15 protein-coding genes are annotated in these 16,043 nt (G+C 38.3%); 1 reads left to right on the forward strand and 14 read right to left on the reverse strand.

The genetic code is table 11. The features are described from left to right. Nucleotides 1–123: 123 nt before the first annotated feature. The 5 genes from E7303_RS07960 to E7303_RS07980 all read right to left on the reverse strand — a co-directional run bounded on the left by E7303_RS07960 (nt 124) and on the right by E7303_RS07980 (nt 8,487). Nucleotides 124–1,521 (reverse strand): ATP-binding protein, encoded by a 1,398-nt coding sequence (locus tag E7303_RS07960; protein ID WP_292144658.1) that lies wholly within the window; start codon nt 1,519–1,521, stop codon nt 124–126. A gap of 305 nt (nt 1,522–1,826) precedes the next feature. Next, nucleotides 1,827–3,431, reverse strand: a complete 1,605-nt coding sequence (locus E7303_RS07965) for a right-handed parallel beta-helix repeat-containing protein (RefSeq protein ID WP_292144659.1) — start codon at nt 3,429–3,431, stop codon at nt 1,827–1,829. A 160-nt stretch (nt 3,432–3,591) separates the two neighbouring features. Further along, entirely contained in the window at nt 3,592–4,035 is a 444-nt protein-coding gene (locus E7303_RS07970; protein WP_103868835.1) for an aconitase X swivel domain-containing protein, read from the reverse strand. A 2-nt stretch (nt 4,036–4,037) separates the two neighbouring features. Continuing rightward, complete coding sequence (locus E7303_RS07975) at nt 4,038–5,318, reverse strand: aconitase X (protein WP_330601645.1); 1,281 nt, start codon at nt 5,316–5,318, stop codon at nt 4,038–4,040. A 61-nt stretch (nt 5,319–5,379) separates the two neighbouring features. Next, nucleotides 5,380–8,487, reverse strand: a complete 3,108-nt coding sequence (locus E7303_RS07980; protein ID WP_292144660.1) for a glycosyl hydrolase — start codon at nt 8,485–8,487, stop codon at nt 5,380–5,382. A gap of 132 nt (nt 8,488–8,619) precedes the next feature. Between E7303_RS07980 and E7303_RS07985 the strand changes: the two genes are divergently transcribed. Further along, nucleotides 8,620–9,438, forward strand: coding sequence for an AraC family transcriptional regulator (locus E7303_RS07985; protein ID WP_292144662.1), 819 nt, complete (start codon nt 8,620–8,622; stop codon nt 9,436–9,438). A gap of 8 nt (nt 9,439–9,446) precedes the next feature. Here E7303_RS07985 and E7303_RS07990 read toward each other — a convergent pair whose 3' ends face one another. From E7303_RS07990 to E7303_RS08030, 9 genes are all read right to left on the reverse strand, one after another. After that, nucleotides 9,447–10,073 (reverse strand): flavodoxin family protein, encoded by a 627-nt coding sequence (locus E7303_RS07990; protein ID WP_292144663.1) that lies wholly within the window; start codon nt 10,071–10,073, stop codon nt 9,447–9,449. Between the two features lie 30 nt (nt 10,074–10,103). Further along, a complete protein-coding gene (locus tag E7303_RS07995; RefSeq protein WP_292144664.1) occupies nt 10,104–10,664 on the reverse strand; it encodes an NAD(P)H-dependent oxidoreductase in 561 nt (186 codons plus the stop codon). After that, nucleotides 10,664–11,101 carry a DUF3021 family protein gene (locus E7303_RS08000; RefSeq protein ID WP_292144665.1) on the reverse strand — a complete coding sequence of 146 codons (438 nt, stop codon included), beginning with the start codon at nt 11,099–11,101 and terminating at the stop codon, nt 10,664–10,666. Before E7303_RS08000 ends, E7303_RS07995 begins: the two co-directional genes overlap by 1 nt. Continuing rightward, entirely contained in the window at nt 11,098–11,532 is a 435-nt protein-coding gene (locus E7303_RS08005) for a LytTR family DNA-binding domain-containing protein (protein WP_292144666.1), read from the reverse strand. The genes E7303_RS08000 and E7303_RS08005 overlap by 4 nt, the downstream gene beginning before the upstream one ends. 71 nt (nt 11,533–11,603) lie before the next feature. Then, the gene (locus E7303_RS08010; protein WP_292144667.1) at nt 11,604–12,521 is read right to left on the reverse strand and encodes an ABC transporter permease; all 918 of its coding nucleotides are present in this window, start codon (nt 12,519–12,521) and stop codon (nt 11,604–11,606) included. Continuing rightward, nucleotides 12,514–13,434: an ABC transporter ATP-binding protein gene (locus tag E7303_RS08015; RefSeq protein WP_292144669.1), complete on the reverse strand. Its 921-nt coding sequence runs from the start codon at nt 13,432–13,434 to the stop codon at nt 12,514–12,516. The genes E7303_RS08010 and E7303_RS08015 overlap by 8 nt, the downstream gene beginning before the upstream one ends. Before the next feature lie 197 nt (nt 13,435–13,631). Further along, entirely contained in the window at nt 13,632–14,021 is a 390-nt protein-coding gene (locus E7303_RS08020) for a DUF3795 domain-containing protein (RefSeq protein ID WP_292144671.1), read from the reverse strand. 549 nt (nt 14,022–14,570) lie between these two features. Continuing rightward, on the reverse strand, nt 14,571–15,767 hold the full coding sequence (locus E7303_RS08025) for an ATP-binding protein (RefSeq protein WP_292139210.1): 1,197 nt from the start codon (nt 15,765–15,767) through the stop codon (nt 14,571–14,573). A 134-nt stretch (nt 15,768–15,901) separates the two neighbouring features. Continuing rightward, nucleotides 15,902–16,042 (reverse strand): hypothetical protein, encoded by a 141-nt coding sequence (locus E7303_RS08030; protein ID WP_292144673.1) that lies wholly within the window; start codon nt 16,040–16,042, stop codon nt 15,902–15,904. Nucleotide 16,043: the final 1 nt, after the last annotated feature.

Genomic DNA, 16,043 nt, shown 5'->3' on the forward strand with positions numbered 1-16,043 from the left:
TTGATTTCTGATTATTTATACGAGCGAAAAAAATTTGTGGCAAAAATTATCTGATTTTTTTCTCAAGAGCACCTTCACTTACAACCACCATAAAGGCTCTAGCATATATTGCCATTTTCGCATTTAGCTATACAAATCATCTAATGTTAACAATGACACCTTCTCAGCATCAGCATTCTCAGCAACCCACTGAGAAAAGCCTGACAAAGAAAAAAACATATACTGAACTTCCTCATATTTTCTGGCAATAAGACCTTTTCTGTTCATCAGGTCTTCATAGATAGGCTTATCTATCTGTTCGTTTTTGAACTTACACTCTCCAAGAATTGCCTTCTTTCCAATTTCATCAATTCCAACAACATCAATATCTGTTGGAATATGATCATGTCCCATCCCCCACCATTTTCCTACATTTGTAGTCATGCATTTCAGCTTTCCATCTAGTCCATGTGAAAGAACGTAATATCTACACATATCTTCAAAAATCTCACCCATGAAATCATGCAAATTGTTCTTTACGTACATATTATAGTAAACTTCTCCGCGGTTCATCTCGATGGCCGCACGCCCCTTTGGTATGAATTTATACCAAAAACGATACATTCCATCAGCGATTTCATAGTTAACCTTCTTTTTGTTCTTTTCATCTGTTATCGCGGAAACTTTTGCCAGAACTCCAACTGTAGTAAGATTCTTTATCGTATATGAAACTGCAGCGGTCGACTCATGTACTTTGTCAGCGATTTCATTTACTTTATTTGCTCCACCTGAGCACGCCTCAATCACTGTATTGTATGTGTTAACAGTTCTGAACTCTTGCATAAGCAAATTATATGGTTCTTCATAAAGGTAGCCGGATGGTTTAAAAAAATTATTTATTAAGTTATCATCTAACGAAATAGAATCATCAAAAAGTGTTAAGTATTTTGCAACTCCGCCAGTTACACCAAATACAACAGCTTTTTCCTCATTATTGTAGTTAGGCACAAATTTAGCAGAATCCAGGTAATCAAACGGTTTTAAAAAAATTTGATTATCACGTCTGCCAAACAGCGGACTCTTTTCACTCAAGATTTTTTTCTCCATAAAACTAATTGCGGAGCCACTAATAATAAGATATATATTTTTCTTACTAAGAATTGAATCAATCGCACCTTGAAATCTTGATAAAAAAGACTCGTCTACTTCGGCAATATATGGTATTTCATCCAAGGCGATTACTGTTTTTTCATCCTTACAACTATTACCTACAAACTTAAAGAAGCCTTCCAAATCTGAAAACTCTACACCTTCCATCTCTGGTACGATATCAGAAATGAATTGTGCACTCCACTTTTTAACATTATCTTCTAAGCTGGATTTTGCTGCTATATAATAGGACGCTCTCTTATCTTTAATAAATTCTGTAATAAGCGTAGATTTACCTATACGTCTGCGACCGTAAATAACAGTCATTTGGAAACCTGGCTGATTATATGTTTCCTCCAGTACACTCATTTCATGTTCTCTTCCTATAAACATACGTATTTCTCCTACTGATATTTCTCTTCACTAAAACTGTTTTTGTTAAAATATGTTTTATTAAAAATAATTTTAGCATAGCATCCTTAGATGTCAATGTAAAATTCTTGCAACGTCCACCGCTTTATTTCCTGTAATGAAACACTAAACCCGTCCCCTAGGACCTTAAAAAGCATAAAAAATCAGAGGGTATTTCACCTCTGATTTCAGGAAAATATTTAGTTTTAAATGTTAGGTGGGGATAGTGAACTCTTATCTAAATGACATTGCCCCGTCCCCTGGGACCATCATTTTGTAACTATCTCTCAGCCGAGGAGCGCAAGAAGGCGAAGGAATCCACAGTAGCCCTTGTTGTCAAGGAGCTTGTTGATGTCATAACCTGCAGGGATCACAACGCTGATCTTTTTGTTTCCGAGAGGGAAAAGAACTTCCATATCCACGTTACTTCTCTTGGCAAAAGTTTCAAGCATTGCTCTGTCAAAGCATGAGATCCTGTCGGTCTCCAGACGGAAGAGTCCGCCTGCCGGTGTAGCAGATAAGTTATTGATGACTGCATCCTTGTACTGTGCATCCGTCAGCTTAGCCATCTTAAGTGTTATTGCTCTTGCAGCCTCACGGCCTCCTGCTGCTACTGCTGTTGCTTCTCGACCTAATGTTGCTACTGCTGTAGCCTGACTTGTTGCCGGAAGAGCAATTGCGATAGCATCAGTCGGGATCTCAGCTGATGAGGATCCGGATAACTGGCTGCCACTTTCGCCTTCACTTGGAACTACTGTGATGGAATCATCTACTACAACTGTTACAGATCCGCCATTTGATGTGTTGCTTCCACCATTTTCATCATCAGGATTACTGCTTCCGCCACCCTGGATTGCTCTGGCGATAAGTCCGAGCTGTGCCAGTGTAAGGCTTGTAACTCCTGTAACAGAGCTGACTGTCAGGATATAACCATCACCACTCTGGTTTGGAGTAAGTACGTATGAACATGTTGCGGTCTGTTCATTAGAAACAGGGGTATCTGATATCCTGTTCTCTTCAGCAATAGAAATGTTTATTATACCGGATCCGATGGTATCTTCCAGATAATATTTACCGGTTGCGTTTCTGCTCACAAAATCACTGGCGTCATTATCTTGATATCTATCAAAGGTAACTGTGTTATTTCCCACATCCGTAATGGTAACTGACCAGTACTGCACTTCAGCAGGATTGCCGTTTTCCACTGTGGCATTGTCGTAATTGCCCTTAACAGTACCGTTATTATTTTTTACGATTCCAAAATTATTTGTTACGCTTCCGAAATTATTTGTCTCTACTATTCCAAAATTGTTACTTACTGTTCCATCATTGTCAGTAACTTTGCCCTTATTCGTTTTTACCTGACTTGTATTTCTTCCAACAACTCCGGTTCCTTCATTTAATGTCACTGTACCATCATTAAGAGTAACTGTCCCATTATTGGTGTCTATGTGTCCAGCGCTGTTTTCCTCTACGGTTCCATTATTGATAGTTACATGAGCACCAGTTTCATTTCTAGTAATATCACCATTATTTTCACTTACTGTTCCTCCATTTTGCTCAATAATTCCTTTATTGTCTATGACAATTCCGCCATCGACAGAATTATTCCTTATTTCTCCACCTTCATTGTTATTCGTAACAGTTCCTCTATTAATATCAATCTTGCCACCGGCATTGTTATTTGTAACCGTTCCCAAATTGTTCTCTATTGTTCCGTTATTATCAGTCAGAGTTTCACCTTCATAAACCGTATATATGCTAGATCCTGCCGGATTAGGATCATCATATGCCCTTACTGTTAACGGAGTTGCCATGATCATTGTTCCGGCCATCATCATTGCCGTGCTGACAGCTGCCAGCTTTTTAATTGTACCCTTTCTGTTCACCATTTTTCCCTCCATAAGATTACTAATACAATATGAAATATAGTTTCAATTTTCACAACAATTTTATCAATTATTAGTCAGTTTAAAAAGTATCTTTTGGTTACTTGTTGGCAATATTTATAAAAAGGGACACCTTTCTATCATAAAATCCTATCTTTAATTATCAGTCATCTACTTCAACAATGCCGCCATCCTTTACATTAACAGTCATGCCGGTCTTCACATATGATAGGAATTCTTCGCCAAGGCTATCGATGGTTGGCATTTTAGCCTCTGTCCAGATATCTGCCAAAAGAACTCCCGCAGCGCCAATAGAATCAATTGGGTTTGCAAAAAGCATGCAGGCGGGCTGCCTTCCGTAATCAGCAGCTGTAAATAAGATCATGCCACCAGTGGTTGAACCGATGGTCTGGGGAAGACAGAGTGCTACCCCCGCCATAGGTTTTTTGTATATGTCAGGATTGTTCTGATCTGAACAAGTTGCCTTTTTGTCTCCTGTAAGAAAACTTGTCTGATAACTTGCAAGTGTATTAAAACCGCCATGAGAAACAAGCGCTGTTGCACTGCATTGTCCCGGTATCACTACTCTACCCTTAAACTCTTTCATGATTACATCCTCCTCTTCCCAGTGATCATTTGTAAGATCTTTTTGTCTTCATAGAATCTGCATGAGGTGTAAGTCCTCAGTTTATTGGAATTGGTGATTATTGGAATAGAGTGAACAAGCGGATTATCACAATACATCAAAGGACAAATATAACTAAGTGTCAGATGGATTTCCTCTGCCATGCTCTCTTCTTTGCTTCCCCTGATTGCATCCAATACTCCGGGCGCAGCAGTAAGTACGGTGGGAATCATTGTAGTCTTTTTCCCACTTCCTTTTACTCCCTCATATATGTCGTGAATCCAGCCTTTAAGCTCAGATTTTGAAAGATGAGGACAGCCAATGAAACACATTTTAGGCTTAGCATCTTTGTTCTTCCAAATGATCGGATAACTATCTATTACTCTTTGGATTTCTGCATCGTCTATTACATAAGTCCTGGCATTATCTGCTATAAGACTCTCTCCCAGCTCAACGGCTTCAGGAGTAAGCTTGTCGATATGATAAAGACCTACTGCGCCATTAGACGCTGTAGCAGCCCCGAAGTTTTTCAAATAATCGCAAACGCTTGGAGTAAGTTCTTTTCCCAGAAAATCTGATAACCCGTAGACATATGGCACATCTTCCATGACTTTCATGCCTATGGCAGAACCCAGAACCTGCGCAGGCGGAAGCTTAGTTGTCTTAACTTCCACCTTCCAGGTGGCCTTTCTGCCTTCGTCTGTAAGAAGCCCAAACTTTGGAACACATCCAAGAATTGATCCAAAGAGCTCTATGATTCCGGAATTTCTGTTGCATCTTGCTCCCAAAACAGAATTGGCATATACAACTGCCGAGGACTCAGCCCAGCTAAGAATATCGCCTTTCTTTGGCCTGTTGCCCTGCTCATCAAAGTAGCAGGCACACGAAAAACTGTCCTTACTTTTAAGTCCAAGTTTAGACAGCTGCTTTTCATATCTCTTTTGCTCGGAATACATGAATTTATAAAATACAAGATCCTGGATAACATTCGATGGAACGTTCCTATCAAGAGGTCTTGGATCCATCGTGAATTGCTGCTTGGAAACAACCCCTGCATCAATAAGTTCATCCATTAATTTGTAGACAGGATTAATTACCTGAAGACCAAAACTAGTTACAAGATGCCCATATTTACCTGTAACTTCAACCATTTCTTCCGCCCCAAAGAGCTCTCCGTATCTTACCAGAGTCTCCATGATCTTGGCGTAAGTTTCCCCCTTTTTGCCGTCGTAGATTTCCTGTTGCTCGCTTGTAAGCCTCATCATACAATCCCCCACCATTCTAATTGCAAAAACAAAAAGCTTATATCGTTATTTAGTTCTGTATTTAGTTTACAGCATCAGGAACATTTTTAGCAATTATCTTGTTGGAATGTACGTCCCCAAGGACCATTACTGGCTCACTCATTATCCCCATTGAAATTACATTGTAGGTGCTTGTAAATGAGTCTCCACAACTTCTAAATGAATCCGGTCCAAGCCAGACCATATCATCGCCAATGAGATGAAGCTGTCCAAACCCATTATATCGATTTCCAAGAAGAACCAGTTTTACTCTGCAAGCCTCTTTGCCATGTAATGATGCATTTTGTGGAGCAAAAGCAACTATCTGGGCCTTTACTTTCGGGACACAAACTTTCACTGCTGCTCCCTCAAAATAAGGAATGTGAAGAATTCTTTCTTTTTTCTTCGAATCGTCAGATTGTTCTACAGCCGGAACATCGACGTAATATTCCATATTACCTGTATAAAATGGGAATCCCTGTCTGGTATAGTCTCCCCAAAAGAGTATTTCCGGTTTAGCCACAATTATTTTCTTATTTCCGCGAAGTTCTACGCCAAATTCTCCCAGTAAGTACATGCGTTCAAGATTTGCGTTTTCTCCAAAGCGCATTTGAATTTCAAGGATATTTTCACCTGCCCTAATCTCTGGCAGCGTAAAACACTTTATTGCTCTGTCAACATAGTATCCCGCATCCTCTTTGAGATTTATTTCCTTTCCATTTAAGAACACCTTACAGTATTTACTGTCCTCAAGTGCCAGTTTTGCTCCAATGCAATTGATACTGCTACATATCTTTGTACTTAAAGACAGAATATAGTCTCGGCTTGAAGGTTTGCGCGCGTATGGCTGGCATACATCTTCGTACCTTCCCGGCAAACCTGTTTTTTTCCTTAACAAATTATCAATTTGAAGAATCTCTTTTTCTTCATCACAAGTATCTACGATAACTTCTTGCGTCTCTATATTCTTTAATTTATACATAAACATATCTATAAGGTACACGTTAGGTTCAAGGTTTTTATATCCGGAAGGGCGGGAAATACGAACTCCTGAAGAAAGGCACTTTTTCATTGTTTCGGCGTTATTATCATCACATTCTTTTTTGCATAAATTCTTATCTTCAGAGATATCTTTTAACTCCAAAAGGCATGAATCCTGGTTATACATTTCAATAAAAACTTTGGTCCTGCCATCCCTAACAATGGCTTCAACTTTTTGTATATCTCCTGTAATGGCGTCATAACGGGTAACACTGTAATTTCCTTTGAATGTGAGCCATATTTTATCTGATTCGTTTATAGCTCGTCTCTCCCATATTCCATTGTCTCTGGCCTTCACACCAGCGAATGCTTGCGCCAAAAAGAATACGTTTTTATTACCAGTTTTTCTCATGTTAAAAAGATATTTTTCTGTTCTTCTGCCTTTATTATCAAATATGTCTACAGTTCTTAAATCATCTATTTTCTCAATGAGCTCATCTATTGAAACAACCGTTTGTGCTATGTCATTCAGATCGTCATTGGACTTTAGCACAATAAGTCTTCCCCCTGTCTTAGCAAAGTTTCTTAGAAGCTTTATTGTGCTCTTTCTTAGAGTCATATTCGATGGCACAATAATCGTGGAATACTCCATTTGTCCCATACTAAAAAGACCATTTCCTTTGTATTTGGCATCCTCATTAGCCAAAGCCTCAGAAATATAATCAAAGTCATAGCCCCCGGTAATAAGCCTTTCACAAAGTTCCTCAAATTCTCTTTCCATGGATTTCTGCTCTGAAAAATGAGTTTCAGAAGGCCCCAGTAATCTCCAAAAGCTCTCAATTGGGTGTATAACACCGATTTGAGTGACCGGTTTTCCCTTGGTCAACATATAGTTAATTCTGCCAAAGTAATCCTCAATATAAGAAAACTCTTTATACCATGGGGACTGCCAACCAATTGCCGCAGGATAATCTCTTTTTGCTTCTCCCTCCATAGTTGCCCAAGCCAGATGATGGACTCTTGTTGTTATACCTAGGGCAGCCTGCCAGTCTCCTGCCAGTTTGTAGCCCTTAAAATCAAAATTCCACTGTGTAACACCGTACTCCTCGCTAAGAGCACCTTCAAGTCCGTACTGATGAACAACGCTTGTTACCTGTTTGGCGGTAGTAAACTCCCTGATATCACAAAGGTTATCCATTCCCGGCAATCCAAATTCCTTATAATGTCGCATTGCTTCACCAACAGCATCCGCCTGAGCTTGTAAACTCTCCTCACCTAAAATATGCCCTGCATATGCTATATTATTCTCTCTGCACCATGATCCTATCTGCCTGTGGTAGGCTTCGTTGTATAGCTCTGTGCATGCTTCATATAAAAAGTATCTGATATCAGACCCTGATCCATCCCAAAATACATAAGGAAGTGATTCAAAAAAATTTAGTCCGGATATTTTTTCAAAACGATCAGGAAGGTTTTTAGTAAAAGGAATCCTTAAATCGCCTTTGTTATCAGAAAAATTCGGACGTATAAACCCGGCAATATTGGGCTCATCTGTAAAAATAGATGGGATTGTCTTTCCAAATTCTTCACCAACGGCCTGTTTATAACGCTTATAAGTAACCTGTAAAAAATATGAAATTGCCTCCGGATTCATTGTATCAACATAGGTTTGGTAATTGCGCCATGGAGATTCCTTCTCTACCACTTCAAACGCATACCAATTCTCATTGCCGTCAAGACCTGTTATTTTCCCTTTTTCTCTCTTCAGATTGTATGAATAAAGTATTCTTCCTTCTGTATTCTTATTTTGCGTGAGCACCAAAAATCGCTTTCGATAGTTCAGATTTTTAGTTACAATGCCTCCTCCAAATCCAGAGGCATACCTGTCTTCATCATACAAATAGCAAAGCATGCTATTTTGCTTGGCTTTTTCAACACAGTACTTGATCAGATCCATAAATTCATCTGATAAATACTCATTTTTCAATCCAACTCTGACGTGTACATGAAATCCGCCAAAACCCATTTCTTTAAAATATTGAATCTGCTCATCAATCATTTCTTTTGTAATAAGACCATTCCATGACCAAAAGGGTGCTCCCCGATAACATGGCTGTGGATTTATGAACTCGTCCCTAGCTATTTCTTCTCTGGAATTTGTATAAATCATAGTATCCTCCAAAAATTGATATTGTTACCTGCTTCTCTATAGAAGTATATTGATTTCTCTGATGTTTCTGCTAGCATAATAATTGATTGCAATTCGGCATATATTGATATCATAAATTTTGGAGTTAATTATATGAATGCATATTTTGAAACGCTGATAGACTCAGAAATCAGCTTTTTCTTTGATGGAATAGGAATATACTACTGCTTCGAAGGCAACGGCCTTTCTCTGGATGGAAAAAAAGAATGTACACTCCATACAAATCAATTTGTGCTAGCCTGTGGAAAAAGCAAGGTCACACTAAAAGCAGATAAGAAGTATCATGGACCGGCCAGATTACTCAGAGTTGATTTTTCAAAAGACGAGTTAGAAAAGTCTCTGTCTGTATTAGAAAACAGAGCTGATTTAAAAGATTTTTCACTTTTTTCTGCAATAAAAAACAATCACAGCTTTAAATATATTTTAAACGACGACAATGCACTAAATGTTTTTCACCTCATTTATCTGATAGCCCACGAATTCAACCACAACACTACAGGAAGCGATATAATTTGTTCTAACACAATTTCAAGTCTGGTTTTGATTACATCAAGACTCTACAGCTATAACAAAAATGAAAACATGAATATGGTAACACCTAAAGCTGATATTGACTATATTTTAAAATACATATATCAAAACATTGCGTCTGATTTGTCACTTAAAACCCTCGCAGAAATCTTGGGGTATTCAAGAGAACATCTCTGCCGCTATTTTAAAAAAGAAACTAATACTAATCTGTCAAAGTACATCGCTACTCAGCGAGTTAAACGGGCAATAAGCCGTATGGATACTGATGAATTCACCATCAGTGAAATCGCTGAATATGCAGGTTTTTCTTCAGTTTCAACTTTTGAACGCAATTTCAAGAAAATCACAGGAAAAAGCCCGTCAGAATATAAACGGAAATGAGCTACGTATCATTTCCCATCAGGAAAACTTGTGAATGCATCTCTTTCCACAGCCGGAAGGCCATATTTTTCTTTTGCATCGGAAAAAGCCTTTATCATGAAAGACATATTCCTTGCAAGATTTCTCATTGTCTGAAGTCCCTCAAGATCTTTTTTAACATCTTCGGCATCAAATCCATGCACCTGATTCCAGTATGTGCTTGAAGCCACCGGCATTCCGCTTATAGTAAAGTATTTGTTCAGGACATCAAAACTTGCAGTATTGCCGCCTCTTCTGCAGCTTACGACAGCCGCACCGACCTTCATCTGCTTGGAAAAAGAAGTACTGTAAAAAAGCCTGTCCATAAAAGAAAGGATTGTACCATTTGGGGAGCCATAGTATACAGGGCTTCCAACAACCAATCCATCTGCCTCTTCGAACTTCCCTGCAACTTCATTTACAAGATCATTAACAACACACTTTCCATTTTTCTCGCAATACCCGCAGGAAACGCAGCCTCTGATATCTTTATTGCCCACGTGGATGATCTCCGTCTCTATTCCTTCCTCATTAAATATTGAAATCATCTCATTAAGTGCAGTAGCTGTGCAGCCATTTGCCTTTGGACTGCCATTAAGTAAAAGAACTTTTGCCATGTTGAATACTCCTTCCTAAAAAAACGCAAGTTATAAATTATAAATACACCCGTTGACAATACTCTCAACATCTACGCCAACCACATCAAGTCCAATAGCCTGAATCTTTTCACAGTCCTGAATACCATAGAAGTTTTGGGCAAGCGTCTTGATGTATCCGTATCCAAACTCTTCCGGAACGAAGCAACCACCAGCTGTAGTAACATAATAAAGCTTATGGGCATTACAAAGAGATTTCGGATAGCCTTCATCTGTATATTCAAAGGTTATGCCTAAAACATTGATGTGCTCTACATACTGCTTAAGTGAAGCTGGGAATGATAAGTCATAGTACGGCGCTGCAATTACAATTGTATCCGCCTTTGCAAAGGTCTTTGCAAGGTTGAAATAAACATCTGAGAAGTCACCCCTTGCAATACAATCGTCTCTATATGCAAGAAATTTCTCATCTGTTTTAGGAAAAGAAATATTTTCAAGCTTTACTTCTAATATTTCTTCAGATGTTTTTTTACTAAGCTTTTCTATAAGCTTGTCAGCAATTCTTTTGGTTCTTGAATTCTTTTTTACACAAGCGTTAACTAATAAAATCATTATTCCTTATCCCTCACACTTTCAAGGGCATCTGAGATAAGCTTCTCATCATGCCTGAACATGATGCCAGTGCCTACCCATGATGCAGCATAGACAACCACGAAGATTACAGTTATCTGAACAAAGCCATTTTTAGTTTTGTACCAGTTACAAAGATGTCCGAATACAATAATTATAATATACATCAGAAAAAAATGCAGAAGCGTCACCAGGTTATGCATTAGTGCAGACAACTCTTTATCGTATTTATCATTATAAAGAAGCAACACTGTTACCAGACTGCATAAAAAGCTGGCAACAAGGATTGATCCCGGAGTATACCAGTCAAAAGACCACTCATTTTTCCTCATTACCAATAATCCGATAAGGCTGACAGCGCACAATACCAGGAAGCTGACCAGCATAGTTTGTTCCATTACTATCTTTAGCTTTTTCATAGTCCCAACCTCTTCTTCATCTCTTTTACATAGCTTCTGGTAATAAGAATAACCTCTCCATTCAAAAGAACTGCTCTCATCCTGGCATTGGTCTCCGCTTTTACACTTTTTATCTTTCTGATATTGCAAAGCATGGATTTAGAACACCTAAAGAACCTGAAATCCAAAGCATTTTCTACCTCGTAGAGACGGCTTCGCAGCTCAATGCAGTCATCCTTAGTATAGGCAAAGCACTTATCATCTACTGTTTCTATGTAATAGATCTTGGAAATCGGGCATGGAATGCTCTCGCCTTCCTTATAGCCCATAATGATCTGCTCCCCGTTTTCAAGCAGCCCAATTGCAGTGTCTATGGCAGTTGTGCGCCCATATGCATTTACAACTGCGTATTCACTTTCATCCTGTGAAATCTTATTAAACGTTACCTTCAAGGCTTTTCCTCTTTATTTTCTGTTATATATTCTTGAACATAAAGTCCAAGAATATATTAACCATGTTTCATTCAAGTGTTATACACTTTTGGATAGATGATCCTTGTAGCTGCAATAAATGCCACTGTAACTATTATTATATATATGCAGGTCTGATTCAATGACCAAGTTGAAGAACCAACCTGTGTGTTAAAAGAAAAATACTCTCTCATGCCATGTAAGAATGCGCCGCCGTCTACTCCGCCTATGCTCTCATCCATATGATTTAAAACTCCAGCGGTCAGGAAATTTCTGATAAGTACAGTGATTCCTGTGGCCGGGATGAGGTTACATACATTCTGTACTGTCTTGCTGAATTCAGATAACGGAAGGTACGCGCCAACTATAAAACCTGACACTGCAGAAATGATTCCCATAAATGCACTGCAGGTGCCCATTTTCTTAAAAAACATCATTATAAGAGTAAAGATTGCTGTAGATGAAAGAGTGCCCAAGAAAATCACTCCAACAAGACCTATAATATCTGAAATTTCAAAATACATGGTTCCGTTCAAAAGAAGCACTCCAATTCCGCAAAACAGAACCACTAAGGTCTGAAAAAAGGCTGAAACTACCGCTGCCAGGAAATATGAAAGGATGATCTCAGCTCTTTTTACAGGGGTTGATATCATATCAAAATACACTCTGTCTTCCCTGTCCCTGACTATGGTTTCAAGGGCATTGTAGGGAATGGTGATCAGTGCAGTGCTGATGATACCTGTAAGTAATATACCATTCACAAACTGATCCATGTCCTTTGCTAATATCAGCTTCTCAAGGCCCGTTGCAGCGTGCTCAAGCGATGACAAAAAGGTACTCTTTAAAAACAATAGATAAAGAATAAGAATAATAAGCGGTGTTAGCATTGAGAAAAAAATTGATCCCTTATTATTCATATATACCAGTATGTTTCTTTTTGTAAGACCTAAAAGACCTCTTATTTTAGCCATTGCACTCCACCATTTCCTTTCCTGTAAGTGTTAAAAAAACGTCGTCCATTGTTCCTTTGATCACTTCAAAATCCCTGATAAAATCTTTGTTTTTCCAGATAAATTCCATGATTCCTTCATCCATCAGAATATTGTAGTGATCAGCCTCGTAGCTAAAGCTTGGAGCACTGGAAGTTTCTATTATCTTTGTGTGTTCCTCGTTCTGTGCTGTATACCAGATAAGTTTTTTACCGGTATACCTGCTCTTTAATTCAGCAGGTGAGCCTTCGGCAATTATGTTTCCCTTGTCCATGATCACCACGTTGTCAGCTTCTGCGGTTTCTTCCATGTAATGCGTTGTCAGGAATATAGTCAGGTTCTCGTTTTTCCTTAAGTGATTGATATAGTCCCACACCATCCTGCGAGACATGGGATCAAGTCCCGTGGTGGGCTCATCCAGAAAAAGAATGTCCGGCTTGTGGATCAGAGCCCTTGCTATATCTATTCGCCTTCTCTGTCCGCCGGAAAGATTCTCGTAACGCTTATTCCAGATTTCTTCCAGATTAAATTCGTCCCAAAAGAGCGAAAGCCTCTCCATTATCTCTTTTTTTCCATACCCGTAATATGCGCCTCTTGTAAGGAGATTCTGCTTAACTGTCAGGTTCCCATCCAGTACTGAATTCTGAAAAACTATCCCAATAGACTTTCTGATGGCATCATCTTCTTTTCCAAGTTCATCCCCCATTAACCTGACCTGGCCTGAGGTCTTAGGAAGAATCGTGCTTAACATATTTATGGTTGTGGACTTGCCGGCTCCGTTTTCTCCAAGGAATGCAAAAAGAGAGCCCTGCTCAACTTCAAAAGAGATGTTGTTTACTGCTGTTGCATCGCCGTATTGTTTGAACAAATTACTAACTTCAATTGCTTTTTTCATATCTGACCTCTTTCTTGTTACCTGTTTTCCTGTATCTGAAACAGATATTAACTTATTTGAGGCAATAAAAAAGGAAAATGGCGGTGACTTGCATTTTTTGAGAGGTGAAATGCAAAATGGCATTTAGAAAAAAAGAAGCCGTGACTAATAAGCCACGGCCAAAGGATCAATTATTTATCTATCACAAACCGAGGTCTTCATACTAGATTCTGTTCTTTTTCAAAAAAGGCTCTCTTTAGCTGCATATATTCTTCATCAGTGCAGACCTTTTTGCACATAGGTTCAAAGGACTTTGTAACTTCAAAACATTCCTTCATATTGGCACAGGGATATTCGTAGCAATCTGCACAGGTTTTTATGCCTCTTTCTTCACAGCATTTTACTACATGATACCTGCACCAATTCTCAGGTTTGCATCCTGTGCATGATATCTCTTCATTAGTAACAACATGATCACGGTATCCTATCTTAAGCCATAACTCTGCTGTATGGTGAAGCTCTTCCTCTGTTTTTTCATAAGGATGCGCTATATATCTGGGACAGGATGCACAATCATTTCCGCACGCAGCTAGTACTTTTTCCATCATATTGTAATCTCCATCTGATTTCATGTTTTTTCAAGATGTTCATCAAGCTTAGGAATACTGTCTTCATGTAAGTAAGTGGTCTCTTGGGGACAGGGTTAGAGGTACATTTTTGTATATAACCTTCTTGTAGCTTTTGTTCTGCTACTATTCTATTTCTTGTAATATAGGCAGTGTATTTTAGATGTCCGGTTCTGCCTATATTATATTTTTCTTAAATAGAGGCAGTGCTTTTTAATGTCTGGTTCTGCCTATATTTTATTTTTCATAAATATAGGCATTGAATTTTAGCCATATCTTTCTGCCTCCCTAACGCTCTTTTACAATATAGGCAGAACAACTGCTGTAAAATTAACTGCCTCTATTCCCTATCCCTTTGATATAGGCAGAATACCACCCAATAAATCAACTGCCACCATTCGCAAATTCCTTGATATAGGCAGAATTTCGTTCATTCCATTTATGCATAATCCTGCTTTATCCTGAAATTTATATTACCGTATATCCTTCGGCAATCAGCAATTTGATTTATTTCGCAAATTTGAACTTTTATTATTTTTGCGAATCAGAAAGCCATCTGGCAATATCGATAATCCTTATTCCTTCATGCTGGCTTTCATCATGTTTTGTCCTGGCTATCAGCAACTTTGGATAAGCATCCTTAATCCCTAAAAGCGATGAAACTTCTCGCTTAAAAGTATCCTCTCTGGATATATCATCAGATACCTGAATGTAGACCTTTTCGCCTTCTTTGATTGCGACAAAATCCACTTCTTTTTCATATAACTTTCCCACGTATACTTCGTATCCGCGTCTGAGAAGTTCTATTGCAACAATGTTTTCGTAGAGATGCCCATAATCCGCATTTTTTGTTCCTAACTCAGAAAAGCGGAAAGCCAAATCGGACAGGTAGTACTTCTTATCTGATTCCAGATATCTTTTCCCCTTTATGTCATAACGCTGGATTGGATAAAAAAGGAATGACCGGCAGAAGTAATTTATATATGCGCCTACGGTCTTGTCATTAGTTTTATAGGTTCCAGAAGTTAGTTTGGATGCCACATTTCTTATCGAAGTCTGGTTACCAACGTTATCCATAAGATAGTTCCCAATCATTATCAAAAGATCTTCGTTTTCTATCTTGAATTTTCTAACGATATCCTTTGTAATAGTGGTCCTATAGATACCATTAACATATTGTCTGGCATCTTCCTCCGTTTTATAAAGATATGAACCAGCCATTCCACCTTTCTTTACATAAGAATCAAAGGCTTCATCTATATCATTTGATGGATAATACATAAGATATTCTTTAAATGAAAATGGATATAAGCTTATCTCATAAACTCTTCCACCAAACAACGTAGCCAAATCACTTGATAAAAGGAATGCATTTGACCCGGTAAGGTAAATATCATAGATTTCTTCTTCATAAATGCTATTGATCACGCGTTCAAAGCCTTCACACAGCTGTATTTCGTCAATAAAAAGATAATTTGATTTATCTTCAACATACTGTTGCTCTATGTAGTCATAAAGCTTGTCTGCATCCAACAGTTTCTCGAACTTCTTTAAGTTCAGCTTGATCCGAACGATATTAGCCTTATCATCAGCAGATATCAAATCTATGAAAGCATCCATCAATTTAGATTTACCGCTTCTTCTTACCCCGGTTATTACTTTTATGTCCGGAATATCCTTTACCGATAAAAGTTTATTTAGATAATAGTCTCTTTTTATAAGTTTCATCGTAATTTCACCGCCTTTATTTAATTGTATTTCATTTCGCAATTTTAATCAATTTTAAAATTTGCGAAACGAAAAAGCTTCCGAATCACAAACTATAAGTTTGAATTCGGAAGCTTCTATATTCAATAATATACTCACTCGTGACCTTCTTTTTCAATCTTGTCTAAGGTGTCTTCGGTCAGTTGCTCTGTTTCTCTGCCAGTATCCTTTTCCGTACAGGCTGAAACAATAAAAAGCATGACAAAAAGCAATAAACCCAGAAATACTCTTTTCATC

It is taken from the genome of Butyrivibrio sp., assembly GCF_015056685.1.
Taxonomy (GTDB): Bacteria; Bacillota; Clostridia; order Lachnospirales; family Lachnospiraceae; genus Butyrivibrio.